Origin of the sequence: Pseudomonas sp. B21-028 (assembly GCF_024749045.1) — a bacterium.
Classification (GTDB): Bacteria; Pseudomonadota; Gammaproteobacteria; order Pseudomonadales; family Pseudomonadaceae; genus Aquipseudomonas.
In genome coordinates, this window is the sequence record NZ_CP087184.1 from 3168213 (window position 1) to 3194934 (window position 26722).

20 protein-coding genes are annotated in these 26722 nt (G+C 60.4%); 9 read left to right on the top strand and 11 right to left on the bottom strand.

Annotated elements, in window-relative coordinates; all coding sequences use genetic code 11:
- Positions 1 to 8 precede the first annotated feature (8 nt).
- The 5 genes from LOY35_RS13765 to LOY35_RS13785 are packed head-to-tail and all read right to left on the bottom strand — an operon-like array spanning position 9 to position 5793.
- The gene (locus tag LOY35_RS13765; protein WP_258633323.1) at positions 9 to 1532 is read right to left on the bottom strand and encodes a glycoside hydrolase family 32 protein; all 1524 of its coding nucleotides are present in this window, start codon (positions 1530 to 1532) and stop codon (positions 9 to 11) included.
- Positions 1529 to 2668 (bottom strand): ABC transporter ATP-binding protein, encoded by a 1140-nt coding sequence (locus tag LOY35_RS13770; protein WP_258633325.1) that lies wholly within the window; start codon positions 2666 to 2668, stop codon positions 1529 to 1531. Before LOY35_RS13770 ends, LOY35_RS13765 begins: the two co-directional genes overlap by 4 nt.
- A gap of 27 nt (positions 2669 to 2695) precedes the next feature.
- Positions 2696 to 3538, bottom strand: coding sequence for a carbohydrate ABC transporter permease (locus LOY35_RS13775; RefSeq protein WP_258633327.1), 843 nt, complete (start codon positions 3536 to 3538; stop codon positions 2696 to 2698).
- Positions 3535 to 4497 carry a carbohydrate ABC transporter permease gene (locus LOY35_RS13780; protein ID WP_258633329.1) on the bottom strand — a complete coding sequence of 321 codons (963 nt, stop codon included), beginning with the start codon at positions 4495 to 4497 and terminating at the stop codon, positions 3535 to 3537. Before LOY35_RS13780 ends, LOY35_RS13775 begins: the two co-directional genes overlap by 4 nt.
- A 21-nt stretch (positions 4498 to 4518) precedes the next feature.
- Positions 4519 to 5793, bottom strand: coding sequence for an ABC transporter substrate-binding protein (locus tag LOY35_RS13785; RefSeq protein WP_258633330.1), 1275 nt, complete (start codon positions 5791 to 5793; stop codon positions 4519 to 4521).
- 168 nt (positions 5794 to 5961) lie between these two features.
- Here LOY35_RS13785 and LOY35_RS13790 point away from each other — a divergent pair, with 168 nt between their 5' ends.
- Positions 5962 to 7527 (top strand): carbohydrate porin, encoded by a 1566-nt coding sequence (locus LOY35_RS13790; protein ID WP_258633331.1) that lies wholly within the window; start codon positions 5962 to 5964, stop codon positions 7525 to 7527.
- Positions 7528 to 7626: 99 nt separating this feature from the next.
- On the opposite strand, the gene LOY35_RS13795 is transcribed toward LOY35_RS13790, so the two are convergent.
- Together LOY35_RS13795 and LOY35_RS13800 are read right to left on the bottom strand one after the other, a co-directional pair.
- Positions 7627 to 9480: an ABC transporter ATP-binding protein gene (locus tag LOY35_RS13795; RefSeq protein ID WP_258633334.1), complete on the bottom strand. Its 1854-nt coding sequence runs from the start codon at positions 9478 to 9480 to the stop codon at positions 7627 to 7629.
- Positions 9481 to 9577: 97 nt separating this feature from the next.
- Positions 9578 to 10453: a LysR family transcriptional regulator gene (locus tag LOY35_RS13800; protein ID WP_258633604.1), complete on the bottom strand. Its 876-nt coding sequence runs from the start codon at positions 10451 to 10453 to the stop codon at positions 9578 to 9580.
- A 123-nt stretch (positions 10454 to 10576) separates the two neighbouring features.
- On the opposite strand from LOY35_RS13800, the gene LOY35_RS13805 reads away from it, so the two are divergent.
- Complete coding sequence (locus tag LOY35_RS13805; protein WP_258633335.1) at positions 10577 to 11446, top strand: NmrA family NAD(P)-binding protein; 870 nt, start codon at positions 10577 to 10579, stop codon at positions 11444 to 11446.
- Between the two features lie 178 nt (positions 11447 to 11624).
- On the opposite strand, the gene LOY35_RS13810 is transcribed toward LOY35_RS13805, so the two are convergent.
- From LOY35_RS13810 to LOY35_RS13820, 3 genes are all read right to left on the bottom strand, one after another.
- The gene (locus tag LOY35_RS13810; RefSeq protein WP_258633337.1) at positions 11625 to 13040 is read right to left on the bottom strand and encodes an amino acid permease; all 1416 of its coding nucleotides are present in this window, start codon (positions 13038 to 13040) and stop codon (positions 11625 to 11627) included.
- A gap of 141 nt (positions 13041 to 13181) precedes the next feature.
- On the bottom strand, positions 13182 to 14234 hold the full coding sequence (locus tag LOY35_RS13815; protein WP_258633340.1) for an ornithine cyclodeaminase: 1053 nt from the start codon (positions 14232 to 14234) through the stop codon (positions 13182 to 13184).
- Positions 14235 to 14284: 50 nt separating this feature from the next.
- Positions 14285 to 15319 carry a histone deacetylase family protein gene (locus LOY35_RS13820; RefSeq protein WP_258633342.1) on the bottom strand — a complete coding sequence of 345 codons (1035 nt, stop codon included), beginning with the start codon at positions 15317 to 15319 and terminating at the stop codon, positions 14285 to 14287.
- A gap of 119 nt (positions 15320 to 15438) precedes the next feature.
- Here LOY35_RS13820 and LOY35_RS13825 point away from each other — a divergent pair, with 119 nt between their 5' ends.
- Entirely contained in the window at positions 15439 to 15939 is a 501-nt protein-coding gene (locus LOY35_RS13825) for an Lrp/AsnC family transcriptional regulator (RefSeq protein ID WP_144922066.1), read from the top strand.
- Between the two features lie 364 nt (positions 15940 to 16303).
- Here the strand turns inward: LOY35_RS13825 and LOY35_RS13830 are convergent, their stop codons facing one another.
- Positions 16304 to 17218 (bottom strand): LysR family transcriptional regulator, encoded by a 915-nt coding sequence (locus LOY35_RS13830; protein WP_047703194.1) that lies wholly within the window; start codon positions 17216 to 17218, stop codon positions 16304 to 16306.
- A 256-nt stretch (positions 17219 to 17474) separates the two neighbouring features.
- On the opposite strand from LOY35_RS13830, the gene LOY35_RS13835 reads away from it, so the two are divergent.
- The 6 genes from LOY35_RS13835 (at position 17475) to LOY35_RS13860 (ending at position 26594) form a co-directional block, all read left to right on the top strand.
- Positions 17475 to 18500, top strand: a complete 1026-nt coding sequence (locus tag LOY35_RS13835; protein WP_258633346.1) for a zinc-dependent alcohol dehydrogenase family protein — start codon at positions 17475 to 17477, stop codon at positions 18498 to 18500.
- Between the two features lie 232 nt (positions 18501 to 18732).
- Positions 18733 to 19017, top strand: coding sequence for a hypothetical protein (locus tag LOY35_RS13840; RefSeq protein WP_258633348.1), 285 nt, complete (start codon positions 18733 to 18735; stop codon positions 19015 to 19017).
- A 130-nt stretch (positions 19018 to 19147) separates the two neighbouring features.
- Positions 19148 to 20638, top strand: coding sequence for a hypothetical protein (locus LOY35_RS13845; RefSeq protein WP_258633351.1), 1491 nt, complete (start codon positions 19148 to 19150; stop codon positions 20636 to 20638).
- A gap of 96 nt (positions 20639 to 20734) precedes the next feature.
- On the top strand, positions 20735 to 22132 hold the full coding sequence (locus LOY35_RS13850) for a PLP-dependent aminotransferase family protein (RefSeq protein ID WP_258633352.1): 1398 nt from the start codon (positions 20735 to 20737) through the stop codon (positions 22130 to 22132).
- Between the two features lie 90 nt (positions 22133 to 22222).
- The gene (pgm, locus tag LOY35_RS13855; RefSeq protein WP_258633354.1) at positions 22223 to 23869 is read left to right on the top strand and encodes a phosphoglucomutase (alpha-D-glucose-1,6-bisphosphate-dependent); all 1647 of its coding nucleotides are present in this window, start codon (positions 22223 to 22225) and stop codon (positions 23867 to 23869) included.
- 256 nt (positions 23870 to 24125) lie between these two features.
- On the top strand, positions 24126 to 26594 hold the full coding sequence (locus tag LOY35_RS13860; RefSeq protein ID WP_258633355.1) for a UvrD-helicase domain-containing protein: 2469 nt from the start codon (positions 24126 to 24128) through the stop codon (positions 26592 to 26594).
- Positions 26595 to 26722 lie beyond the last annotated feature (128 nt).

Below are 26722 nucleotides of genomic sequence, written 5' to 3' on the forward strand. Positions count from 1 at the left end.
GGTGGCGTTCATAGCCAGGCTGATCCCAGGGGCCATGCCCTGGGAATGGAGACGCGCCCGCCGGTCCCGCTGGCCAGCAACTTCACCCCCAGGCTGTCGGAGCGGGGATAGAGGCGGCTGCTGAGGCTGAAGCGTCCGTTCAGGTCAAACACCTCGATGGACGAACGATCAAGAAACACGCGCAATTGCAACTGCTCCAGCGCCGGGTCTATCGGCACACTGCGCTGACCACCGACTTGCGCACCCGAACGGCTGCGATCCAGCACCAGGCGCTGCAATGCCCCATCGTAGTAGAGCAGGGTTTGTTCAGTGTTTTCGTCATCGGTGCTGCAGCGCAAGGCGACACCCAGGTGACCGTCGGTGCAGCCGGGCAGGTCCAGGTGCACCAGGATTTCGAGCCGGTCGCCGCTGATGTGCGACACCTCCTGAGTGCCCGAGCCGGCCCATGGCGGTGTGCCTGGAAGCGGCGCCTGGCGCAAGGCCGTCAACTCCCGCGCCGGGAACACGCGCAGGCGATCGGCATGCAGCTCAAGCTCGCGGGGCAGGCCGAGCATGCCGCACCAGTGATGCGCCTGGCTCGGCATCGGGCTCTCCCACATGTCGAGCCACGCCCACACCAGGCGTCGGCCGTCGGCGGCCTCCAGCGTTTGTGCGGCGTAGAAGTCATGGCCGTTATCCAGTTCGATGAAGGGGCCGCCGGTGAAGTGCCATTCGCTGTCGAGCCGGCCTACCCGGTAGCCGGTCTGGTACTTGTTGAGCCGTTCGTAACCCTCGGGGTGCATGCCTTGGGGGGAGTACAGCAGCACATCGCGCCCATCCAGTCGAAACAGATCCGGGCACTCCCACATATAGCCGTCGCCTTCCTCGCCTTGGTCGACATAATCGAGGAACTCCCAGGCGTGCAGATCAACTGAGCGATACAACGGCAGCAGCGGCCTGTCGCCCAGGCGTGCGCCGGCAATCAGGTACCAATGGTCGTCCTGCTTCCAGACCTTGGGATCACGAAAGTGCATGATCGTGTCCGCGGGTGGGTGTTCGATCACCGCGCCATGCTTGATGAAGTGGATGCCGTCGGTACTGGTAGCCAGGCACTGGACTTGCCGGATCAGGCGTTCGTCCCCCACATCCCCCAGCCAGGTATGCCCGGTGTAGACCAGCGCCAAGGTGTCCCCGCACACCACCGCACTGCCGGAAAAGCACCCGTCGCGGTCGAAGTCGTCGCCCGGTGCCAGGGCAATGGGCAAGTGCTGCCAATGGACCAGGTCAGCGCTCTTGGCATGACCCCAATACATGGGGCCCCATTTTGCTTCGAAGGGGTGGTGTTGATAGAACACATGGTATTCGCCCCGAAAGTACACCACCCCGTTAGGGTCATTCATCCAGCCCGCAACAGGGGCAAGATGATAGGCGGGTCGATAATCCTGGATGACGCGGGACAGGCCGTCGAGCAGCGCCTGCTGCGCATGTTCGAGGGCCGGGGACAGGGTTGCTGGGGACATAAGTGCGTTCATGGTAGTCAAAGACAAGGTCATAGGGCGCCTGCGGGTGCCGGGCGCAGGGGCACGCCATCGGGCAGGGTTTCAAGGGCGTGGCGCTTCAAGGCCGTTCCGTCGGCATCGAACAGGTGCAGGTTGTCGGTTTCCAGGCGCAGCTTGACCCGGTCGCCGATCTGCCAGCCAGCACTCACCTCGCACCGACAGATCAGCGGTTCGTCCTGGCCGGTATCGACATGCACATAGGTTTCGCTACCGAGGTATTCGATGCCGGTCACGACCACGCCGACGGATCCTGGCGCGGCTTCCAGCGTCACGTGTTCCGGACGAATCCCCAGGCTCAGTTGGGTATCCGCCGCGAGGCCGGAGCTGTCGAAGGGCAGGGATGCCTTGCCCAGCACGAAGCTTTCAACCAGGCTGGTTTCCCCTGGCGCATGCAGAAACGCTGGAAGAAAATTCATCCTGGGCGAGCCCAGGAAACCGGCGACAAAGCGGCTGGCCGGTCGCTCGTAGAGTTCACGCGGCGAGCCGACCTGTTCGATGCGGCCACCGTTGAGCACGACAATCTTGTCGGCCAGGGTCATCGCCTCGACCTGATCGTGGGTGACGTAGATCACGGTCGAACCCAGCCGAGCGTGCAACCGGGCGATTTCGTTGCGCATCTGCACCCGCAGGGAGGCATCCAGGTTGGACAGCGGTTCATCGAACAACAGGATGTCCGGCTCCCTGGCCATGGCCCTGCCCATGGCCACCCGCTGACGCTGTCCGCCCGACAACTCCTTTGGTTTGCGTTGCAGGAGCTTGTCCAATTGCAGGATCTGCGCGGTTTTCAACACGCGCTCACGCAGGCTGGTCTTTTCGGTCTTGGCCAGTTTGAGCCCGAAGCTGATGTTGTCGTAGACGGTCATGTGCGGGTACAGCGCATACGACTGGAACACCATGCCGACGCCACGCTCGCGGGGCTCCAGGTCGTTGACCCGACGTCCGTCGATCAGCAGGTCGCCGGCGCAGATCGAGTCCAACCCGGCGATCAGGCGCAGCAAGGTCGATTTTCCGCAACCGGACGGGCCGACGAACACCACGAACTCACCCGCCGCGATGTCCAGGCTGACGTTGCGCAGAATACGCGCGCCGCCTAATTGTTTGTTCACGTTATCCAGCTTCAATTTGCTCACGATGGGGTTCCTTGTCTTTATGGGGCGTCAGCCCTTCAACGCGCCGGCAGTGAGTCCGGAAACGATCCGGCGTTGGAAGATCAGCACCAGGATGACCAGTGGGACCGTGACCAGCACCGACGCCGCCATCAACAGCCCCCAGGGCAGTTCATGGGAGCTGCCGCCGGAAATCAGAGCGATGGCCACCGGTACCGTGCGTTGGGTGTCTGTCAGGGTGAAGGTCAGGGCGAACAGGAATTCGTTCCAGGCCGCAATGAAAGCCAGCAGGCCGGTGGTGACCAGGGCCGGCCAGAGCAGGGGCAGCAGCACGCGGGTCAGCGTGACCCACGGCGAAGCGCCGTCCATGATTGCCGCTTCCTCCAGTTCGTGGGGCAGTTGTCCCATGAACGTCGTCAGCACCCAGACGGTGAAGGGCAGGGTGAAAATCGTGTAGCTCAGGATCAGCGCCCAAGATGTGTTGTAGAGGCCCAGGGCACGTATCACCTCGAACAGCCCCGACAGTACGGCAACCTGAGGGAACATCGACACACCGAGAACCAGCATCAATACCGTGCCACGGCCACGAAATTTCACCCTGCCCAATGCGTAGGCAGCCGTCAGGCTGAGGAACAGCGCCAGCGCGACCACGCACAGCGAAACCACCAGCGAATTCCCGATCGCCCGCAGGAACGAGGCTTGCTGGAGTACGGCGGCATAGTTGGAAAAGTCCGGGTTGTCGATCCAGTAGTTCACCTGGAACAAGGCCGTGGACGACTTCAGCGACGTGACGATGGCGTAGTAGAAAGGGAAGACCGCATACAGCAGCAGGATCCCGATCAGGCACCAGAAGCCGAGGCGCAACAGCGCTTTCTTCAGTAGTCGCCGGTTCATGAGCGGACCTCCATCTGGCGGCGCCCGAGGTACAGATAGACGATGGCGATCACCGCAACCACGAGGAACAGCAGGCTGGAGGCGGCGCTGCCGTAGCCGACGTCCTGGAATTCCACCAGGTGCTGGCGGGCGTAGACCGACATGCTCATGGTGCTCGAAGAATTCGAGGTCAGCACATAGATGACATCGAACACCCGCAAGGCGTCGAGAATGCGGAAGATTGCCGCCACCAGCAGCGCCGGCAACAGCAGTGGCAGAGTGACCCGCCAGAACACTTTCAACGGGTGGATGCCGTCGACTCGGGCGGCTTCGTAGCAGTCGCCCGGCAACATCTGCAAGGCCGCCAGCATCAACAACGTGACGAAAGGGACGGTCTTCCAGACGTCGACGATAATCACCGCCCACATCGACAGTTGCGCATCTGCGGTCCAGGCCAGGGGCGCGTCAATCAGCCCGAGGCCCAGCATCAGGTGATTGATGATGCCGAACTGGTCGTTGAGCATCCATGACCAGATCTTCGCCGAGACGATGGTCGGAATCGCCCAGGGAATCAGGATCAACGCCCGCACCAGGGCGCGCCCGGTGAAGTTGATGTTCAGCAACAGCGCCACCAGCAGCCCCAGGACCATTTCCAGTCCCACGGACACCACGGTGAAGTGCAGGGTGTTGCGCACCGCGTTCCACCATTGCGGGTCCACCAGCACGCCGGACCAGCCGGAGCCGCTGTAGAACAGATAATTGCTCAAGCCGACAAAGGTGCCACCGCTGGTGTCCGCGAGGCTGGCATCGGTCAGGCTGAACCAGAACGTACGCAGCAGCGGCCAGGCCGCCACCAGGGTCAGGCACAGCAGCATCGGCGCCAGGAACAGCCAGGCAGCGCGTACTCGACGACGTTGTATCGGCGTTTCCCGGGCGGGCAGGTGCTCGGCGCAGGGCGCGTGGGCAGAAGAGACAGACATGGTGATTTCCTTCCTTGTGGCTTACCAGTTCCGGCGTTTGATACGTGTGAGTTCGCTTTCCAGGTCGGCCAGCGCCTGATCGACCGGCAACTCTCCGGCCAGTACGCCGTGGACCTGATCGAAGAACGCATTGGAGACCCGTGGGTAGCGGGCGGCAGTGATGGCGGCGGGGCGCATGACCCCGTCGTTCAGGATGCTGTGCAACTGGTTGTAGTACGGCATGGCCGCGAGCAGCTCGGGGTCTTGGTAGAGCGACTCGATCACCGGGTTGTAGGCGCCTACCAGCGCACGATGCTTCTGTTGTTGGGCGCTGGTCAGGTAGCCCACCAGCTCCGCGGCCAGCTTGGGCCTGGCGCTGTAGCGCGATACCGCCAGGCCCCAGCCGCCGAGGGTGGAGGCGTGGCTGCCGGTCGCGCCGCCACGGGGCAGGGGGGCGACCCCGACCTTGTCCTTCACCGCACTGTCCGGACTTTGCACCAGGGCCCAGGCATACGGCCAGTTGCGCATGAACAGCGCATTACCCGACTGGAATACCCCGCGTCCTTCCTCTTCGGTGTAGTTGAGCACGCCACGGGGGGAAATATCGCCCACCCAGCTTTTTGCCAGGGTCAACGCAGTGCGTGCGGCCTGGTTGTTGACCACGATGTCGCCTTGTGGATTGACCAGGCCGCCGTCCGGTTGACTGCTGATCCACTCCAGCGCGTTGCACGTCAGCCCCTCGTAGGCTCGTCCCTGAAAGACATAACCCCATGCGTTGGCGTTCCCGGCGTTGCGCTCTGCCTGTTGCACATCCCTGGCGGTGGCGGTCATTTCTTCCCAGGTCTGAGGGACCGGCTTGTTGTACTTATCGAGCAAGTCCTTGCGGTAATACAACAGTCCCGAGTCGGTGAACCACGGCATCGTGACCAGCCGCCCATTTACCGTGGCGTTATCCACCTGGGCCTGGAAGTAGCCTTGGGTCGCGTTGGCGGGGAGCACCTCGCGCAAGTCCATCAAATGACTGGCCAACATCCCCGGCCAGACCATATCGATCTGGATGATGTCGATGTCGCTGGACTGGGCACTGAGAATCTGCTGGTAGAACGACAACCGTTCGGTTGCCGAGTTAGGCGTGGACACCACGTCGACGCTATGGCCGGTCTGTTTCGACCAGGCCTCGACAGCCTCTTTGCACAGTTGCAGCTCCGCACCCACCGCACCGCAGGAGATCGTCAGATCGGCTGCGCTGCAAAGGCTGGGAAGTCCGGCAAAAGCGCTGAACAGTGCCGCTGGAAGGAGCGATTTGAGTCGTTTCATAAAGCCCTCTTTATTTTTGTTTTTATAAAAGTTAACGTTAACATCTCCAAATGTAGCAGCGTATTTGCGATGAGGCATCCTTTTTTTCGGGGAATCTGACAATTAGCCCTCCGTGGAAAACAGGTCGATCGCGAGACAGAACAATAAAAACAAAACAGGGAAATCCACATGCAGAAAGCATCAAGCTGGCTCATTGCGGGCGTGCTCGGCACCTCGGCGGTCACTGCCCAGGCCGCGACACTGGAAGAGCGCATGGCAGCCTTCGAAGCCCGCACCAGCGCCGCGGAAAAACGTGCCGCCGCGGCCGAACAACAGGCCCAGGCACTCGCCAGGGAACTGCAGCAACTCAAGCTCACCAATCCCGCCTTGCAACCGACGGCCACCGTTGCGACCACCCCCGTGGCGCCCACCTTGGACGCGCGGTTGGCAAAACTCGAAGCCAGTCAGCAAAGCCTGGAGAAGACGGGCAGTGGCGGGCACCTCACTGACGGGTTCAGCTTCAAGGGTTACGCCCGCTCCGGATTGCTGATCAACGATGGTCTGGGGGGAGGGCGCGGCGGTCCCTATACCACCCCGGCCGGTTCTGTGGGCGGCGCGGTGGGGCGACTCGGCAACGAGGACGATACCTACATGCGCATCGACCTGTCGAAAGAGCTGTATGCGCAGAACGGCACCCGTTCCAAATTCACCGTTTCCATTGCCGATGGCGTGGAAAGCTCCAATGACTGGACCGCCGAAGAAAGCAACCTGAACGTGCGCCAGGTGTTTACCGAGCTCGACCATCTTGCCGCGTTCAAGGGCAACCCGATGTTCGAGAACGCCACCCTGTGGGCAGGCAAGCGCTTCGACCGGGACAACTTCGATATCCACTGGCTGGATTCGGACGTCGTCTACCTGGCCGGTACCGGCGGTGGCATCTACGACGTGCAGATGAGCAAGGACTGGCGGTCGAATTACTCGCTGATCGGACGCAACTACGGGGACTTCAGTGAGGGTGGGGTCAATGCCGATGTGGAGAGCTATGTGCTGACCTCCAACCAGTTTTTTGCCAACGGACAGTGGCAATGGATGTTCAACGGCATCGGCTCAAAGAAAAACGACTTCAGTACCCGCACCAATGAAGCGGGCCTGGCCCCGGCGGACTCCGGCCTGCACAGCATGATTGCGAATCATCAACGCAGTTTTTTTGGCCGGGAAGGCTTCTTCAAGACGGCGCTGCTCTATGGGCAAGGCCTGGGGGCGGAGGTCAAGAACATTGGGGCGGACGGCGAACTGATCGACGAAGCCCGGGCCCTGCGCCTGGCGCTCTACGGTGAAACCCCGATTGCGCCAGGCTGGCGCATTGGCCCGAGCCTGCTCGCCGAACAGAGCAAGGACCGCTACGTCAAGGGGGACGACTACCGCTGGATGACCCTGAACGTGCGACTGGCCAACGAGATCAACAGCAATTTCGAGATGGCCTACGAGATGAGCTGGCAGACCATGGACCTGGATCCCAAGGGTTACATGCAACGTAACGCGGTGGACGGCAACTTCTGGAAATTCACCGTTGCGCCGACCTTCAAGCCGGACTTGGGCGACCTGCTCACCCGTCCTGAACTGCGGGTGTTCGCGAGCGTCATGAACTGGTCTTCGGATCTGGACCGCTACAGTGCTTCGGATTCGTTCGGCAAGACGGATTTCAACGCCGGTGGTGTCTGGCAGTACGGGATTCAGATGGAGACGTGGTTCTAGGACCTCATCCGGGCTGACTGTGGGGCGTCGTTCTTATGGCGGGAGTTTGCTCTCCCTTGTCACAAGAAATGGCGCCCCACAGTGGCGGCAGAGTCATCCCTATACCATGGCCTCGGCGACCCCCTGATCCTCGCCCAGAAATCCACCGCTCTGATGCTGCCACAGCCGCGCATAAGTCCCGTTTTTCGCCAGCAGTTCGGCGTGGGTGCCTTGTTCGATGATGCGCCCGTCATCCATGACAATCAGCCGATCCATCGCCGCGATCGTGGATAGTCGATGGGCAATGGCGATGACCGTCTTGCCCAGCATCATTTCATCGAGGCTTTCCTGGATGGCGACTTCGACTTCCGAGTCCAGGGCGCTGGTGGCCTCGTCCAGCAACAGGATCGGGGCGTTCTTGAGCATCACCCGGGCGATGGCGATGCGTTGGCGCTGGCCGCCGGATAACTTGATGCCGCGCTCGCCCACCAGGGTGTCATAGCCGGTGTGACCCTGGCGGTCGCTCAACTGGCTGATGAATCCGTCGGCCTGGGCATTGGCCGCGGCCCTGCGGATCTGTGCTTCGGTCGCATCCGGACGGCCATAGGCGATGTTGTCGCGAATGGAGCGGTGGAGCAGGGAGGTGTCCTGGGTGACCATGCCGATGGCGCTGCGCAGGCTGTCCTGGGTGACGTGGGCGATGTTTTGCCCGTCGATGCGAATCTCACCGCTGTCCACGTCGTAGAAACGCAGCAGCAGGTTGATCAGCGTGGATTTGCCGGCGCCGGAACGACCCACCAGGCCGATTTTCTCCCCTGGACGAATATTCAGGCTCAGTCCATCGAGCACTTGGCGTTCGCCGCTGTAGTTGAAGCTCACATTGTCGAACGTCACCGCGCCGCCGGAGGGCACCAGCACGCCGGCATCCGGCGCATCCTGCACCTTGGGACCACGGGTCAAGGTGTCCATGCCATCTTGCACGGTGCCGATGCTTTCGAACAACGAGGTCATCTGCCACATGATCCAATGGGACATGCCGTTGATACGCAACGCCATGGCCGTGATCGCCGCCACCGCCCCGGTGCCGACTTCGCCCTGGTGCCAAAGCCATAAGGCATAGCCGCCTGCGCCAAGGATCAGTCCTACCACCAGCGCCTGATTGACGATCTCGAACTGGCTGACCAGGCGCATCTGGCGAAAGCCGGTGTGCTTGAAATCCTCCATCGCCGCGCGCGCGAAGTGCGCTTCCCGCTTGGAGTGCGAGAACAGCTTCACGGTGGTGATGTTGGTGTAGGCATCCGAAATGCGCCCGGTCATCGAAGACCGGGCATGGGCCTGTTCTTGCCCGACTTGCCCCAGGCGCGGCACGAAATACAGCATGGCCAGCCCGAACAGCACGATCCAGGCAATGAAAGGCAGCATCAGCTTCAAGGCGAAGCCGCCGGCCAGCGCGATGATCGCGATGAAGTACACCCCGATGCCGGGGGCGATTTCGATCACGGTGAACAAGACTTCGCGCACGGCCAGTGCGGTCTGCATGACCTTGGTTGTGACCCGGCCGGAGAACTCATCGGAAAAGAACGAAAGGCTCTGCCGCAGCATCAGGCGATGGAAATCCCAGCGCAGTCGCAACGGCAAATTGATCGCCAATATCTGGTGCTGCACCATGGTCCGCAGCGCCACCAGCCCGATGCTGGTGACCAGGACGATGCCGATACCCCATAGCACCCGGCTTTCCTGCCCCTGCGCATCACCGCCGGCCTGCCAGGTCGAGAGCAAGTCCACGACCTGGCCAAGGAAAGAAAACAGCCAGGCCTCATAGATCGACACACCGGCGCTCAGCAGCGCAAACACCAGGATATAGCCCCGGGCGCCCCGGGTGCAGGCCCACAGGAACCGCGTCAGGCCAACCGGTGGCGGTGGTGCTTCATCGGGCGGGAAGGGGTCGAGTCTTCGTTCAAACACACGAAGCATTGTGGTCTCCGAAAGGGGTGAGTTGAGAAGATTCTACCCTGAGACCTTAGTTCAAAGCTTTTCGCCGGAATGCGCACGAGTCAGGGCGAAGGGCGTTCTATCCATTCAGAACCAGCGACATGTCCGGGTATCTGTCGCACATGAAATCGACAAAGGCGCGAACCTTGGGCGCAGCCAGGCGCCTGGAGGTATGCAAGATCCACAGCGCAGGCTCCGCCCCCGATACCGTGCCCCACTGAACCAACTCGCCACGCGCCAGCTGATTCCAGGCAATGGATTGTGGGATCAGTGCTGCACCGCCCCCGGCGATAGCTGCATCGCGGACCATCAGGAACGAAGAGAAACGCAGTTTCGGGATCGGTTCCAGGATCAACTGCCCTTCGTCGAGACTCCACCGGGTGGGCTGGAAAGTCGTCGTCACGATGCCGGGGACGGATCTGACTGCGCCGGACGCTGGCTTGGGGATTCCAGGTGCGGCCACGACCACCAGCCGGTCCCTGGCGAAACATCGTCCGACCAGATTGCTATCCGGGCTCGGGTTGATCCGGATCGCGACGTCGAACTGTTCTTCCACGAGGTCCACCGCGCGATCCTCCGCCGTGACTTCAAGCTGGACTTCCGGGTAGGCCGCGCAGAACTCGGCGCCAATGCGGCCCATCGCGAGTTGGGAAAACAAAACCGGGGCCGCCACCCGCAAGTATCCACGGGGTGTCGAAACGCCCTCGCGTGCCGCCGTCATGGCTTCGGAGACTTCACTCAGCAGGCCTTCCGTTCGCGACATCAGCCTCTCGCCGGCTTCGGTCAGCTTCAGGCCGCGAGCACTGCGCTCGATCAGCCTGACGCCCAGTTGTTCTTCAAGCTCGCTGATATGCCGCGACAAGGTGGCTTTGGAAATGCCGCTCGCGCGGCTTGCCTTCCCCAGTCCCCCATGGGTTGCGACGAGGATGAAATCGGACAGTGAGTTCAGGTTCATGGTGTTCCATATATGAAACGAGGTTTCTGGATTTTGTGATCTTTGTTTCCTGAGTGCAACGGAATACTTTCTCTTCGTCGTCTTCTCAAGGCCCATCAGACACCTACTGCAGGAGATTCAAACATGAGCATTCTCGTTATTGGTGCCACCGGCACTGTTGGTTCCCTCGTTACCCAGGGCCTTGTCAGCGCGGGCGCCGAAGTCAAGGCGCTGGTGCGCCAGGCAGGCAAGCGCGATTTCCCCGTAGGTGTCACTGAAGTCGTCGCCGACCTCTCCGACGTCGCTTCGATGCGTGTCGCGCTGTCCTCGGTACGTACGCTGTTTCTGCTCAACGCCGTGACACCCGATGAGGTGACCCAAGCCCTCATCACGCTGAACCTCGCTCGGGAGGCGGGCATCGAACGCATCGTCTACCTGTCGGTTATTCACGCCGACACGTTCACTAACGTTCCGCATTTCACCGGCAAGCACACGGTTGAACGAATGATCGAAAACCTCGACATCCCCGCGACCATCCTGCGTCCGGCTTACTTCATGCAAAACGAACACATGGTCCTGCAGACGATCCAGAATTATTCGATCTACCCGATGCCGATCGGCTCAGCGGGCGTTTCGATGATCGATGTTCGTGACATCGCCGACGTGGCCGTTGCGGAGCTGCTGCGACGCGACAAGGCACCTTCTGCTCTGGATCGGGTGACGCTGGAGCTTGTTGGGCCCCAGGCACTCACCGGTGCCTCCGTGGCGAAGATCTGGAGCTCGGCCCTGGGGCGTGAAATCGCCTACGGCGGTGATGATGCAGCGGCCTTCGAAGGACAACTGGCTGCGTACGGCCCCAGCTGGTTGGCGTATGACATGCGCCTGATGATGGAGGGTATCCAGGCGTTCGGCATGCAGGCGCCTGAAGGAACCGTGGAGCGGCTGCAGGCCCTCATCGGGCATCCGCTGCGTACTTATGAAGACTTCGTGCGCGAGGCGCTTGCCGGGGCATAGGGAGTCACAACGGGGGCAGGTGTTGCCCCCTTCGTGGCGTCAGCCTCTTGAAAAGTGATCTGCCACTAGAACCTCCCTCTTCAATTGGCCGCCGGGGCCACTACAGCCCTCTGCTCAGCGATTCAAATGAGGGCTGTCTCTTTGTTACAGCCCTCCAGCGCAGAGGCCCCGTTAGAGCTCAACCGAATTGACTGGCCGATTCAACTGCGCTTTCACGCTTCCTCCTACGTGTTAACTGATAAGCAATTGCCAGCCATATGAACCACCCCGGCATGACCAACAGGGCAACGCGAGTGTCAGGTCTTAATGCCAGCAGGCAGAGAACGAAGCCCAGAAAAGCCATTGAGAACCATGCCATTGGGACGCCGCCTGGCATCTTGTAAGCAGATTTGGCATGAAGCTCAGGACGCTTTTTGCGGTAGGCAATGTAAGACGCGAGAATGGTCGACCAAGTGAAGATCACCAGAATCGCTGACACGGTGGAAACGATGGTGAATGCCGTCATGACTTCCGGAACGATGAACAGCACGAGCACACCCAGCAGCATCAATAGTGTAGTGAAGGCCAGGCTCAGCAGAGGCACGCTGTTGCCCGATAGACGCCGAAAAATACCCGGAGCGTTGTCCTGATTCGCCAACCCGAACAGCATGCGGCTCGATGAAAATACGCCGCTGTTGGCCGATGAGGCCGCCGAGGTCAGAACCACGAAGTTGACGATACCGGCCGCTGCGGGGAACCCGGCGACGAGGAACAGTTCGACAAAAGGGCTTTTGACGGGGGAAACCTGTTGCCACGATGTCACGGCAATAATGCAGGTCAGCGCGAGGACGTAGAACAGGATGATCCGCAGCGGAATGGAGTTGATGGCTTTGGGCAGGGTCTTCTCCGGCGAGCGGGTTTCGGCGGCGGCGGTGCCGATCAGCTCGGTGCCGGCGAAGGAGAAGATCGCCATTTGAAATCCGGCGAAGAAGCCAAGCAAGCCGTTAGGGAAAGCCGCCTGTTTGTCTATCAGGTGACTCAGGGATGCGGTGACGCCACTGGGGGAAACGAAGGCGCTGGCAATCAGCACGATGCTGACGCCGATCAGGGTCACGACGGCAATGATCTTGATGATCGCGAACCAGAACTCCACCTCACCGAATAGCCTGACCGTGAGCACGTTCAAGGCGAACAGTGTCGCCAGCATGCCGACGGCGGGTATCCACGCCGGCACATCGGGGAACCAGTACTGGAAGAATCCGCCGACCACGACGGCGTCGCCGATCACCGCTACGCTCCAGCTCAGCCAGTACGACCAGCCGAGAAAGAACGCCGCGCGCGGGCCGAGGTAGGCGCCGGCGAAGTCGGCAAAGGTTTTGAAGTTGAGGTTGGACAGAAGCATTTCGCCCATGGCACGCATGACGAAAAACACGAACAGACCGATGATCATGTAGATGAGGATGATCGACGTCCCGGAGAGGGCGATAATCTTCCCGGAGCCCATGAACAGGCCGGTCCCGATGGCACCGCCCATGGCCATTAACTGGATGTGGCGATTGCTGAGCGTGCGCTGCAGCGCGGGCTGTTCAAGCAGCCCGGAAGGGTTCGATTTCATTACAAAACCTCTTGATTTTATGTTTTTGAGTTTTGGCAGAAAGTAGGTGTCGAGCGTTCTTGTTAGAGAGACAACGGCTAATCAAACGATGCCTGGAGGGTGAATGGCCCCTCGCCAAGTGGCAAAGGCGGCCATTACCGATCAACTGACGGTGCGTAGACGCGAGGCTTTGGCCGGTGGCGGATCGAGCAGTTGGAAGAGATTTTTGATGTTGGCCGGCGTCGGGACCAGGTGGACGCGCTGGCCGATTTGCTGTGCCTGAGCCAGGTCGTTGAGATAGCGCAATGACGAAAAGTCTTCCAAGGCAAAGCCCACCGAATCAAACACCGTCACCTGCATATCGTTTTCGCGTCCGGCCACTTCGCCTTGCACAATCCGGAAAAACTCGATCACCGGGGAATCGGCTTCCAGTTGCTGAATGTCGCCTTCAATGCGGGTTTGCGGTTCGAACTCGACGATGACCCGGGCGTTGCGCAGGATGTCGGCGTGTAGTTCGGTTTTACCCGGGCAATCACCACCGACCGCATTGATGTGCATGCCGGGCTCGATCATCTCGGGCGTCAGAATGGTTGCGTAGGCTTTGTCGGCGGTGACTGTGGTGACGATGTCCGCGCCCTTGACCGCGTCCTTCACCGAGCTGGCCAGAATCACTTCGATGTTCGGGAACGCCGCGAGGTTGTGTTTCAGTTTGAAGGACGCTTCTTGATCAATATCGAAAATGCGGATTTCGTTGATGCCCAACATTTCATGAAAGGCCAGCGCCTGAAATTCACTTTGGGCACCGTTGCCGATCAGGGCCATCGAGGTCGCGCCGGGGCGAGCCAGCGATTGCGCGACCAGCGCGGAGGTGGCTGCGGTGCGCACAGCGGTGGTCAGGGTGAGTTCGCTGAGCAGGGTGGGATAGCCACTCTGCACATCCGCCAGAAGTCCGAAGGCCATGACCGTCAGTAAATTCTGCTGGCCGTTGTTGGGGTGGCCGTTGACGTATTTGAACGAGTACTGCTGGCCATCGTCGGTCGGCATCAACTCGATCACGCCGTCTGTTGAGTGGTTGGCCGTGCGCGGTGATTTATCAAACTGCGCCCAGCGTGCGTAGTCGGCTTCGATGTAGCCCGCCATTTCGCGGATGGCGCGGCGGATACCGACTTGGGTGAACAGGCGTGCAGCATCATCGACATCTATAAAAAGCGTCATGTTCTTATTCTCCGATCCAGACATTGAAAGGCTGTAGAGCGCGGGGTGGCTCAGTTGCGTTTGCTCTCGAAACCGTGCAGTACGTTGACGGCATTGATGCCGATTTCATCGACCATGTAGCCGCCCTCCATCACGAACAGGGTCGGGCAGCCGACGCTCGCGATCAGTTCACCGATGCCAATGAAGTCGTCACTTTCCAGCAGGAAGTGACTGATGGGATCGTCCTTGAACGTGTCGACTCCCAAGGAAATCACCAGCACTTCAGGCGAGAACTGCTGGAGTTTTTTGCAGGCGTGGAGCAGGGCGTTGCGGTAGCCCTCCCAGGTGGTGTTTTTCGGCAGGGGATAGTTGAGGTTGTAACCCTCGCCGGCACCCGCGCCGACTTCGTGGCTGTAACCCGAGAAGTACGGGTAGGACACCGCCGGTTCACCGTGCAGCGACACGAACATGACGTCGCTGCGCTGATAAAAAATGTTCTGCGTGCCGTTGCCGTGATGGAAGTCGACGTCCAGCACCGCGACACGTTTGGCGCCCTGGGTGATGGCCTGTTGCGCGGCAATGGCGGCGTTGTTGAGGTAACAATAACCGCCCATGTATTCGCGCGCGGCGTGATGGCCAGGCGGGCGGCACAGGGCGAAGGTACTGTCGTGGCCTTCATCGAGCAGGGCCAGGCCGGTGAGGGCGATATCGGCGCTGGTTTTTACGGCTTGCCAGGTCGTCGCCGTAATGGGTGAGCCGGCGTCCATGGCATAGAAGCCGAGCTTGCCGTCGATGAACGTTGGCACCTCTTCGCCGGCCAGATCGCGCACCGGCCATACCAACGGCAAGGCGTCGTGAGTGCGACCGGTTGCGCACCATTCGCTCCAGGCATTTTCCAGAAAACTGACGTAGCGCTCGCTGTGCGCGTTGACGTAACACGAGCGGTCAAAAGCGCGCGGTTCGATGATCTGACCAAGGCCGACCTGTTTGACGCGGTTGTGCACCGTGTCGGCCCGACTCGGCTGTTCGAAAGACGGTTTGAGCACGCCGTCTTTCAATTCGGTGCCGTGGTGCAACCGGTGGGAATCACTGAAAACTGTAAACATTCTGCGCATCCGTTAATGTGAGCCAGTGCAAATATTCTGTTCCGGCCTGGCTGCACTTTCTTTGCTTTGTTTTCGTGGTTCAGTGGATTATTCGGGCATTTTTACTCAGGGGTGGCGTCATGCAGAAAAAAATATCCAAGCGCATCAGTCTCGATGAAACCGATCTGGCCATTCTTGAGTTGTTGCAGGAGGACGCGAACATTTCCAATGCCGAACTCAGTGAACGGCTGTCGTTGAGCCTTACTCCGTGCTGGCGACGGCGCAAGCGAATGGAGGAGGCGGGTGTCATCAAGGGCTATCAAGCCAACCTTGATCGGCGAATGCTCGGGCTGGATATCATGGCATTCGTGCACATTCGCTTTTCCACCCATGCCGATCACGCTCCGGACGCCTTCGAGGCCGTGATTGCGCAATTGCCAGAGGTACTGGCCTGCCACAAGATCACCGGAGATGCCGACTACGTACTTCAAGTGTTAGCCGAGGATCTTGATAGCTATAGCGACTTTATCGAGCAAGTGCTGAGGCGCCAGGTCGGTATCGCGTCCATTCAGTCGAGTCTGGCTCTGCGCGAAGTCAAAGCGGGTAGCCGTATGGCCATACCCAAATTGAGCAAGGATTGAATTTCGGACGTTCTGGGCTGAACAAGGCGCTAAAACCGGAATCAGGCAGTTTGCCTCGCTTGACTACCCATTGGACCTAAGCTTTCTGCGACAGCTCCACAATCGCTACGGATCGATAATGGCCTCCACACTGCCGGCGTGAGGCCATTATATTGCTCATCAGATAGCGCCGATGGAGAAGCGGTTTTCCTTGCCATACAGCCGGTACTTCAAGCCAGCACTTGGAAGGGGATTTGCCGACCTTGCTCGACGCCCTCATCTCCAATAGTCGTGGAATTCATTGGATTCGGGCAGGCGACAGTGGACTGAAATTTCCAATAACTACTTGTTATAAAACAGTTTTATGGAATTTATTGGAACTCCATTACAGGCTATCGGGGTCGCCGAAAAACATCTGAATCCGCGACCGCAACCAGCGTTCCCCCGGGTCATTGTCCTGGGACCCACGCCAAGCCATGTGCAGTTCAAAGCTGCGCACCGGAATCGGAGGGTCTTCGGCGCGCACGCCGCCGGCGGCGGTCAGCGCGTCGGCGGTGTAGTCGGGGACGGTGGCGACGATGTCCGTGCCTGCCAGCAGGGTGCTCAGGCCATTGAACTGCGGCACTGCCAATACCACATGGCGCTTGCGACCGAGTTTTTCCAACTCTTCATCAATGAAGCCGCTCAGGTCGCCCGCGAAGGACACCAGGGCATGGGGGCGCGCGCAGAATTCGTCCAGGGTCAGTTGGCCCGGCGCGGTATCGGCCCGCAGCACCTTGGGCGAGCTGCGGCGCAGGACCTTGCGCTTGGCGTTGGCCGGCAGGTCGTCGGTGTAGCTGACGCCGATGGAGATTTCGCCGGACGCCAGCAGGCTCGGCATCAGGATGTAGTTGACCCGGCGCACCACCAGCACGATGCCGGGGGCTTCGGCGCGCAGGCGCTTGAGCAGCATCGGCAGCAGGGCGAATTCGGCGTCGTCCGACAGGCCGATGCGAAACACCGAGGTGCTGGTGGCCGGGTCGAATTCCGCCGCGCGGCTGACCGCCGTGGAAATCGAATCCAGGGCAGGAGAGAGCAGGGCGAAGATTTCGATCGCCCGGGCCGAGGGTTCCATGCTGCGGCCAGTGCGCACGAACAGCGGGTCATCGAACAGGCTGCGCAGGCGCGACAGCGCGGCGCTGATGGCCGGCTGGCCGAGGAACAATTTCTCGGCGGCGCGGGTCACGCTGCGTTCATGCATCAGTGTTTCGAATACGATCAACAGGTTCAGGTCGACACGACGCAGGTCATTGCGATTCATCTGGGGTCCTGGCAGATTCGGCGAGCTTGACGTGAGCGGCCATATGCGAACAATGACCGACATGAATCTTACGGGCAAAGGCTGGTACTCTGCACTGGCTAAATGATTTTTTGTAGGATTTGCCCTACAGGGCTGATTGATTTTCTTGCTGCGGAATCAATGACAGGCATGTCGACTATTAATAGCCACTGATGGTCTTGGGTACAAAGCCCGGATAGAGTTCATGGCATTAGAGGTTACTTTGACGAGGTTTGCGATGTCCCGCACGATCCGTTTTCACAAGTTTGGTGGTGCCGAGGTGCTCAAATGCGAAGAGCAGCCGGCGGCTCTTCCTGCGCCAGGAGAAGTGCAGGTCCGTGTCGAAGCGATCGGCATCAGTTGGCATGACACCTTGTGGCGCCAGAACCTGGCGTCGTCCCAGGCCCGCCTGCCTTCCGGCCTGGGCCATGAAATGGCCGGCGTGGTGACGGCGGTCGGCGATGGTGTCGACGATCTGGTCGTGGGTGACAAGGTCGCCAGCTTTCCCGCACAAAGCGCGAACGATTATCCGGTGTACGGTGAGATCATCGTGCTGCCGCGCACCGCGCTGACCCGATATCCCGATGTCTTGAGCCCGATCGAAGCCGCGGTGCACTACACGCCGCTGCTGGTCGCTTATTTTGCCTACGTTGACCTGGCACGGGTCAAACCCGGGCAGTTCGCCCTGGTCACCGATGCCAGCCATTGCGCCGGCCCTTCCTTCGTACAGCTCGGCAAGGCGCTGGGTGTACGGGTGATCGCGGCCACCAAGACCGCCGACGAGCGTGAGTACCTGTTGTCCCTGGGGGCCGAGAAAGTCATTGTCACGGAAGAGCAGGATTTGCTCATGCAAATCAACAAGCTCACCGACAATCGTGGCGTCGACGTGGTGTTCGACGGCCTGGGCGGGCCGCAGATGTCACTGCTCGGCGATGTCCTGGCTCCACGAGGCAGCCTGGTCTTGTATGGCCTGCAAGGGGGGAACCAGACACCGTTCCCGGCCTGCGCGGCGTTCCAGAAGAACATTCAGTTCTTCGTGCATTGCATCGGCAATTTCACCGGCAAGCCGGAACTGGGCATCATCCAGGACCAGGTGGCGCTGCAGCGGGCCTTGCGCGATATCAACCAACTGACTGCCGACCGCGTCCTGTTGCCACTCAAGACCCGGGTCTTTCCGTTCAACGAGTTTGTCGAAGCTCACCGTTACATGGACGAATGTCCTTGCCGTGAGCGCGTTGCCCTTCAGGTCGTCGACCCCGCCTGACGCCTGTCTTGCGCAAGAGTCATCGTCCTTGGCTCTTGCGCTGCCTTCTGGCCTGATCGGGCCATTCTTCCTTTCCTCCTGCTTCAGCATGTGTCCGTGCCCGCCAGCCCGTTCACGACGACTCCGTTTACTCTGCCGGCAACTGAACTGGTTTTTGCCCTCAATCTGTATCTTCTAATCATTATTGAAGTCCTGATAATTGAATGCTGGTTTTCAGCTCAAGGAAGAAGTCATGGCTCAATACATGTTTCCAGAAAGGCTTGATCCCTTAATGTCTGTTCAAGATGCTTCAGGCGTTAATGGAGGCAAGGTCTTCTATCGACTATCGGAAAAGCAGTATGGGGTAACCGGTCAATTGAAGTTCAGCAAGTTCTTTATTTCTCGTACTCATTGTCTGTGGGACGTTGTCGGAATTCTCCTAGGACGCAACGCGGGGTGCGCAGAGCCCAATGATTTTGCGGCTTTCAGGCTTTGGCGCAAAGGGCGGCAGTCGACGCCCTATGTATGTGTCAAATAATTACGGCGAGCAAAGCCCGAACGTATTGCTAATACTCTTCGCAGTAGTGAAATAAGACTTCCAGCCGAACGCGTCGCGCGATCACGTGGCTGGGTGCGGCACTGATATTTGAACTTCCAGGTAAATGGTTATGAGCGCAATTCATGAGCAGGCAATGATTCACGTGTATCAACAGATACTGCAGCGGCTGTTGGGTTTTTATTCTCGCGCGGAGCGTACGGCGTTGCAGCTTTTGATCCAGCGTTTGATCGTCGCCGCTGGTGGCATTGAGCGGATCGGTGACTACCGTGTACTGACGGTCCTGAACGGGAGCCGGGACAGCTTTTACGTACTGACGGCCCTGAGAGCCGCCCAACTGAGCATCGCCGGCAGGAATCCCGTGACCTTCGACCTGCGTGTCGCCACGCCGCGGTTGAGCGAGACCACCCAGGCGACCCTGGAAAACATTCATCGCTGCTACAGCGCGCTGTTCGTCTACGACGACCCCCGGGTGGAGCTGCTGATGGCGGATAACCGCGAAGTGGTGCCGTTCAACCACCGGCAGCCATTGTCGGTGGCCGGGCATGAGTCCAACCGCATGGACATGCTGGTCCTGGGCCACCTTCGCTCGGTCGACAGCCCTCTGGAGATCGGCGATGACGGCTACCTGGCCATGGCGGAGTTCTACCGCCACATGGCACGTTGGGAGGCAGGGGTGGATTCCCTGGTCAGCAGCGATACGCCGCGCCAGCAGAAACAGTTCATGGCGGGCCTGCGGCGTGCCACCCGCAAGATTGGCCTGGGTATCGACACCACTCACACCTTCGACAATCTGTTTGCGCAACTCGATACCCTGGGGGGCGATCTCTATCGGCACTTCTACGGGGTTCAACGCCTCGGCGCGTGGAAACCCGAGGGCTGTTTCGAGGCCTGTCGGCGGGTAGGGCACATCGGCATCGATGACCTGATCGTCGATCGCTGCGAAGAGATGAACTGGCTGCTGTTCAGCGAGTTTCTGAGAATACGGACTGACGACCTGATCGCCTCGGCGCCGGAAAACGAATACCTCGGCCCGCTGCTGTCGGCCCATTTGCATGGGTTGCAAGCGGCGTGCCTGCAAGGACGCAGTTACGAAGCGGGCTACGGGGATTATGTGCAGCGGGCAATCATGATCATGCACCGCAAGCAACTGCCGGAACACGTCTGTGAGCAGGCCCGGGAACTGTTCGGTCCGCCTTCGGCCATTGCGGAGCGCCGTGCCCAGGCCACCGCCGAGGCGCAAACGAGCCTGGGGCTCAACGAGACGCAACTGGTGTGCATGGTGTTCGCGCCCTTTGTCGAGAGGGGCGCGGGGCTGGAGCATTTCCTGCGTTGTTGCCACCCCGGCATGCTGGTGGCGATGCCGGACCTGCACAAGGCCATGCAGGGCGCGACAGTCGCTGATCAGGTGGCGCAATGGATGGTCGATGTCAGCGGCCTGTCGATCGACATGCTCGGCAGGCTCTATGGGGCGAGCGTAGCGTTACCGGAATACGAAAACACCCTGGGAACCGACCCGCAACAGGCTGTCGACAACGCCGATACCGAAGCGCCCGGGCTGCTGGGTCGCGATGGCCTGCGCGAAGGCTCGGGCAGATATTGAGGGGGGCGGTTTGACGGCTTCACCCACCTTGTATCCGGCCGCAGCTGCCGGTGTGCCGCCGCGGCCGGTCGCGGCCCATCCCACGGGTCTGAAGCTATGAAGGGCTCGCGGGAAACGGATTTCGCCTACCAGGCGGTCTATCGCTACCTGACGGCCCTGATCAGCGAGTTGGGTAGCGAGGCCCGGGTTCGACTGCCGTCGTTACGGCAACTGGCCGACCGGTTGAACGTGTCGATTTCTACTATCCAGTACGCCTATTCGCTGCTGGAAAAGGAAGGGCGGGTCTACTCGATTGCCAAGTCCGGCTATTACGCGCTGCCAGTGCCCAGTGTGGTCGCCCTGGGCGGCGGTGACGATCTGCTCGAGACGCTCTACGTCAATGCGCGGCGTCCAGGCATGCTGGTGCTCAGCGCGGATGAACCGGCGTCGATGCAACCCCTGGACAGCCCGCTGTTGCTGCTCGAGCGCGAGCTTTTGCGCCAATACCCACGGGTCTCCCAGATGCCTTTGCAGTCCTGGGGAGAGCTGGAACTGCGCGCTGCCCTGGCGGCCCGTTACACCTCCTCGCCGGCGCGCTGCTGGAAGGCCGATGACGTGTATATCGGTGCCGATCTGCGTGGCGTGCTGGAGATCCTGATCGCCGTGCTGGGGCTCAGGGGGGCCACGGTATTGATCGAATCGCCCTGCGACTGGATGATCCTGCGCTTGCTGCAAGCCGCCGACGTCAAGGTTATCGAGCTTCCGTTGTTGGCGGATGGCGGCATCAGTCTCGAGCAACTGGAGCAACTCCTGCAGAGCGAAACCGTGCGCCTGGTGGTGCTGTCGTCGGTGTTGAGCATGCCGAGAGGTACGCACATTCCCGAAGGCAACCGCCGCGCCGTGGCGGGTTTGCTGCAGGTGCACGGTACCTGGGTACTGGAGAACGACAGCTACACGGACCTGGTGTTCGAAACCGGGGTCGTGCCTTTTCGCGACCTGCTCGACCCGGACCGCCTGATCGTCTATTCCACTTTCGAAAAAACCATTGGCCCGGAAGCGCCGTATGGTTATGTCCTGTCGCGTCAGTTGACCCTGCTGTTGCAGCGGCATTTCCTGCTGCGCGCGTTTCGGTTATCGCCTATTCGGCAGAAGGCCATCGCACGCTTGTACAGCAGCGGACGGATCGATCAGCATTTGCTGGTGTTGCGACGGTTGTTGCGGGAAAGCGCGACCTCGACGACGCAATTGCTACGGGAGCGGCTGGGGGACAGCCTGCAATGGGCTGAAGCCCAGGGAGGCGCGACGATCTGGATTCGATCGTCACGGCGGGTAGACCTGCGACAGGTTTTTCAGCGCTTGCTGGCCCAGCGCATCGTCATCGCCCCTGGCGAACTGTTCAGTATCCAAGGGCTTTATACCCAGCATTTACGCATCACGCATGCCTTGAGTGGGGTCGCCGACCTGGATCCCGCGCTCTGCGCGCTGGCCGATGCGTTGCGGCTTGAGCAATCGTGAGAAGGGCGATGGATCGAACCCATCGCGCCACTGTCGAACTGTCAGTAAACTGCATCCCATTTCCCAAGCCACTCCATCCAGAGGTTTTGCATGACAGTCAGTCCATTTGCGGGCAAGCCGGCACCGGCAGAGTTGTTGATCGATATCCCGCGACTGGTGACGGCCTATTACACCGGCCGGCCCGATGCCTCGGTTGCGACCCAGCGTGTGGCTTTCGGCACCTCCGGCCACCGTGGCAGTTCCTTCGACCTGGGGTTCAACGAATGGCACGTACTGGCCATCAGTCAGGCCATCTGCCTGTACCGTGAAGCCCACGGAATCGATGGGCCGCTGTTCGTCGGTATCGACACCCATGCGCTCTCTACCCCTGCCGGAGCCAGTGCGCTGGAAGTACTGGCCGCCAATGGCGTGACCGTGATGATCGCCGAAGGCGACGAATACACTCCGACGCCGGCGGTTTCCCACGCGATCATTTGCTACAACCGGGGGCGCACCACGGGCCTGGCGGACGGTATCGTCATCACGCCATCCCATAACCCGCCGCAAAGTGGCGGCTACAAGTACAACCCTACCAACGGTGGTCCGGCCGATACCCATATCACCAAGTGGATCGAAGCCAAGGCCAACGAACTGCTGGCCAACCAGTTGACCGGCGTCAAGCGCATCAGCTACGAGCAGGCCCTGAAGGCCGATACCACTCACCGTCACGACTACCTCAACACCTATGTGGCGGACCTGGTCAATGTCATCGATTTCGATGCCATCCGCGCCGCCGGGTTGCGCCTGGGCGTCGACCCGCTGGGCGGCGCGGGTGTGCGCTACTGGCCGGCCATCGCCGAGCATTACCGGCTTGACCTGGAGGTGGTGAACACTCAGGTGGATTCGACGTTCCGCTTCATGACAGTCGACTGGGACGGGCAGATCCGCATGGATCCTTCTTCCAGCCATGCCATGCAGGGGCTGATCGGCCTGAAGGAGCGTTTCGACGTGGCCTTCGCCTGTGACCCGGATCACGACCGCCATGGCATCGTGACGCCGTCTGGTGGCCTGCTGGCACCGAACAACTACCTGGCGGTATCCATCGACTACCTGTTCCAGAACCGTCCGCAATGGCGCGCCGATGCCGGCGTCGGCAAGACGGTGGTCAGCAGCGGGCTGATCGACCGCGTGGCCAGGCGCCTGGGGCGTCGTCTCTATGAAGTGCCGGTTGGCTTCAAGTGGTTCGCCGATGGTCTGTTCGACGGCTCCCTGGGGTTCGGCGGTGAGGAAAGCGCCGGTGCTTCGTTCCTGCGCAAGGACGGCGGTGTATGGAGTACCGACAAGGACGGCCTGATCCCGGCGTTGCTGGCAGCTGAAATGACCGCTCGCACCGGTCGCGACCCAAGCCAGGCCTACCGCGCCCTGACGAACGAATTGGGCGAGCCGTTCTCGGTACGCGTCGATGCGAAGGCGACTCCGCAGCAGAAGGCATTGCTGAGCAAACTCTCACCGGACCAGGTCGCGTCTACTCAGCTGGCCGGTGAGCCGATCCAAAGCATTCTCAGCCACGCGCCGGGCAACGACCAGGCCATCGGCGGCCTGAAGGTCATGACCGAAAACGGCTGGTTCGCGGCGCGTCCGTCCGGTACCGAGGACATCTACAAGATCTACGCCGAAAGCTTCCTTGGCGACGAGCACCTCAAGCAGTTGGTGAGCGAGGCGCAGACCCTGGTGGATGGTGCTATCAGCGGCAAGTGATACCAACACTGCACTCTGTGGCGAGGGGATTTATCCCCGCTGGGGTGCGAAGCGCCCCAAAATCTCTTTGGTCGGAGGTTTTGGATCGCTAAGCGACCCAACGGGGATAAATCCCCTCGCCACTAAAAGGCTACGCAATATTAGATGGACCTTTCACTTCATCGCCTAACCCCATGACTTACAAGCTTTTGGGTGGCACTCCTCGGCAAATACAGACACCATAGGGCCATGGTTCTGAACACCGGAGTCCCAAAGCGTGCCGCAACACTCTCCCGATCTTCCTCCTGAGCTGCTTCCCCTGGCGCAGATGCCGCTGCTCAAGCGTCTGGTCGCCCGCTTCTTTGGTCATGGCCTGACACGTCTGCGCGCCCAACACCGGGCTTCCTGGCTACATGGACAGGCCGATGGTTTTCGCAGCGGCCATACCGCCGGCTTCGATTATGGCTTCAAGGAGGGCAAGGCCGAGGGCTTGGAAGAGGGGCGTCAGGTCTTGTTGATCCGCGACTTCCGCAGCACGGAACACCCGGCCCCTAAAGTGGACGACCTGCTCTTCGACGACTGGCGCCTGCCATTGACCCCCGAACTCAAGAAGCGCGTGAAAGCCGATGTCGCCCGATTGCTGCCGGCCCATGCACAACCCAGTGCTGCACAGTGGAAGATGATCTTCAGTGATACGCCTTCTACCTCGGTGGTTGCCGGAGCGGGTGCGGGCAAGTCCACGACCCTGGTGCTGCGCATCGTGCTGCTGTCCCATTACCTGGGCTTCGAACTGGACTCGATGACCGTGGTGACGTTCACCCGGGAGTCGCGCAAGGACTTCATCCAGAAGCTGATCGAGGTCTTTGCCTTGTGGGGGCGAGCGGTCAGCCCCAAGGAAGCGCGCGACCTGGTGCGGACCTTCCATTCGCGCATCTTGCCCATGGTCCGCAGTTTGCCGGGCTTCGAGCGGCTTCAGGCCTTCGAAACCCTGAGCCATCGTACGGGAACGGGCGATGACGACGCCGACGGCAATCCGTTCGACTTGCGTATCAACGACGCCCAGCGTCAGCAGCTCAACGCCTGTTACCACCGTCTTTATCAGCGTGACGAGCGTTTTCGCGAGCTGATCAAGCCGCTGTCCCGGCACGCTTTTCAGCTCAAGGAGCTGGAGCGTGACCACCCTGACGTGCAAAAGCGCGTAGCCGTGACCGAACTGGCTGCCCAGCGCGATGAAGAGCTGTGCGATGCCATCGAGGATTTGTGGTTTCGCGCCGGCGCATGGCCGATCAAGGGCGTCGAGCCCAAGCGTCAGACATTCGAGATCAACGGTTCGACATTCCATTGTCATGGTTACATCCCATCCCTGGATGCGTGGGTGATGCTGGGGTTCGATTCCCGGGAGGATGCCCGTCTGAGTCGCCCAGGCGCGCGGCTGAGTCTCCGTGCGGAATGGGCGGTCAAGCGCACCCTGTTTCAAGCTTTCTATCGTAAGCCATTGATTTGGATAGAAAGCTATGAGAGTTCGAAACGCTTGCTCGCCTCACTGGCCGGGGATGCCAGTGCCGGGCCGGGCTTCGACTATAAGGTCAAGGGAGAGCTGGGTTCGGCGCCGTTGCTGGATTGCTTCGTCGCGGCAGCGGGTTTTATCGAGAACCTGGGCCTGGATGTCCCGGATGCCATAGGGCGGATGAGTTTCGCCCAGGATGACCCCGATCGGTACTTTTTCGAGGCATTGAGCCGCTATTGGCGGGCGTTCGAAGACCATCTGCTCGACCAGTCGCCTCCCGTCATGACCTATAACCGTATGTTTGCGCTGTTCAGCGAGCACTCGCCGGAAAACTTCAAGTTGCTGGGCGATGCGCTGCTCAGGCCCATGTCACATCTGATGATCGACGAATTTCAGGACGTTTCTCCGCAGATCGTCTCCTGGCTTCGCGCAACCCTTAGAGAAGTGCGGCGTCGGGGGGCGGCGATGCACGTGGGACGCGGCGCGCACCATTCCTCCTTGTTGTGTGTTGGTGACGATTGGCAGTCGATCTATGGCTGGCGCGGCAGTTCGCCGAGCTATTTCATGGCGTTCAACCAGCAATTCCCTTCGCCGGCAACGACGCGGGTGATGCTCACCGACAACTACCGCAGTCATCAGCACATCATTGATGCGGCCGAGCATATTGTTCGGTCGGCGGCTGCCATCCCTGGCAAAAAGGCCAAGGCCGGCGGTAAATCCACATTGCTGAGCCCGGTCAATGTGCTGGATCGGGACGATGAAGGCCTGGCGCGACGGCTGGACGAGCATTATCGCAAAGGGGATTCGATCTTGATGTTGTATCGAAAAAGTAGCGATAAGTCACTGATAGAAAAGTATATTCAGTCAACAGTTAATGTAGATTCTAGCTTGCCCTATGAAGCGAGGCGCCTGAGGCAGATGACCTATCACAGCGCCAAGGGGCTCCAGGCTGATGCGGTGTTCTTGTTGGGCGACTGTCAGCATTTGACCCGTTCACCTTACAAAAATCAGGTCTATCGAATGGCCGGGCTGGGTCAGGACGGTGACGCCGAGCCGTACGACACGGCGCAAAGGGACGAGATCCTGCGCCTGGCCTACGTGGGCATCACCCGGGCGGTGCAGCATTGCTACTGGTACGTGGATGAGCCGGACAGCCAGGCCGCCAATGGGCCCAAGGCTTCGGACCGTATCGACAAGGGCAAACCGTACTTCGTTGACCATCGTCGCGCCCGCGGTTGAGAAGTGAGCTGGGTGCCTGGAAGATCGCCATCGCGAGCAGGCTCGCTCCCACAAGGTCCCGGGGGGGGCTTCAGCAAATCTGTTCATCAAGCCCCTGTGGGAGCGAGCCTGCTCGCGATAGCGCGTGA

What these genes read in the sequence shown, in the direction of transcription:
- LOY35_RS13790 (WP_258633331.1), top strand. Translation starts at nt 5,962, where the DNA reads ATGCAGAAAGCATCAAGCTGGCTCATTGCGGGCGTGCTCGGCACCTCG.
- LOY35_RS13800 (WP_258633604.1), bottom strand. Translation starts at nt 10,453, where the DNA reads ATGAACCTGAACTCACTGTCCGATTTCATCCTCGTCGCAACCCATGGG.
- LOY35_RS13765 (WP_258633323.1), bottom strand. Translation starts at nt 1,532, where the DNA reads ATGACCTTGTCTTTGACTACCATGAACGCACTTATGTCCCCAGCAACC.
- LOY35_RS13775 (WP_258633327.1), bottom strand. Translation starts at nt 3,538, where the DNA reads ATGAACCGGCGACTACTGAAGAAAGCGCTGTTGCGCCTCGGCTTCTGG.
- LOY35_RS13825 (WP_144922066.1), top strand. Translation starts at nt 15,439, where the DNA reads ATGCAGAAAAAAATATCCAAGCGCATCAGTCTCGATGAAACCGATCTG.
- LOY35_RS13815 (WP_258633340.1), bottom strand. Translation starts at nt 14,234, where the DNA reads ATGACGCTTTTTATAGATGTCGATGATGCTGCACGCCTGTTCACCCAA.
- LOY35_RS13810 (WP_258633337.1), bottom strand. Translation starts at nt 13,040, where the DNA reads ATGAAATCGAACCCTTCCGGGCTGCTTGAACAGCCCGCGCTGCAGCGC.
- LOY35_RS13785 (WP_258633330.1), bottom strand. Translation starts at nt 5,793, where the DNA reads ATGAAACGACTCAAATCGCTCCTTCCAGCGGCACTGTTCAGCGCTTTT.
- LOY35_RS13830 (WP_047703194.1), bottom strand. Translation starts at nt 17,218, where the DNA reads ATGAATCGCAATGACCTGCGTCGTGTCGACCTGAACCTGTTGATCGTA.
- LOY35_RS13835 (WP_258633346.1), top strand. Translation starts at nt 17,475, where the DNA reads ATGTCCCGCACGATCCGTTTTCACAAGTTTGGTGGTGCCGAGGTGCTC.
- pgm (WP_258633354.1), top strand. Translation starts at nt 22,223, where the DNA reads ATGACAGTCAGTCCATTTGCGGGCAAGCCGGCACCGGCAGAGTTGTTG.
- LOY35_RS13845 (WP_258633351.1), top strand. Translation starts at nt 19,148, where the DNA reads ATGAGCGCAATTCATGAGCAGGCAATGATTCACGTGTATCAACAGATA.
- LOY35_RS13805 (WP_258633335.1), top strand. Translation starts at nt 10,577, where the DNA reads ATGAGCATTCTCGTTATTGGTGCCACCGGCACTGTTGGTTCCCTCGTT.
- LOY35_RS13795 (WP_258633334.1), bottom strand. Translation starts at nt 9,480, where the DNA reads ATGCTTCGTGTGTTTGAACGAAGACTCGACCCCTTCCCGCCCGATGAA.
- LOY35_RS13850 (WP_258633352.1), top strand. Translation starts at nt 20,735, where the DNA reads ATGAAGGGCTCGCGGGAAACGGATTTCGCCTACCAGGCGGTCTATCGC.
- LOY35_RS13820 (WP_258633342.1), bottom strand. Translation starts at nt 15,319, where the DNA reads ATGTTTACAGTTTTCAGTGATTCCCACCGGTTGCACCACGGCACCGAA.
- LOY35_RS13840 (WP_258633348.1), top strand. Translation starts at nt 18,733, where the DNA reads ATGGCTCAATACATGTTTCCAGAAAGGCTTGATCCCTTAATGTCTGTT.
- LOY35_RS13780 (WP_258633329.1), bottom strand. Translation starts at nt 4,497, where the DNA reads ATGTCTGTCTCTTCTGCCCACGCGCCCTGCGCCGAGCACCTGCCCGCC.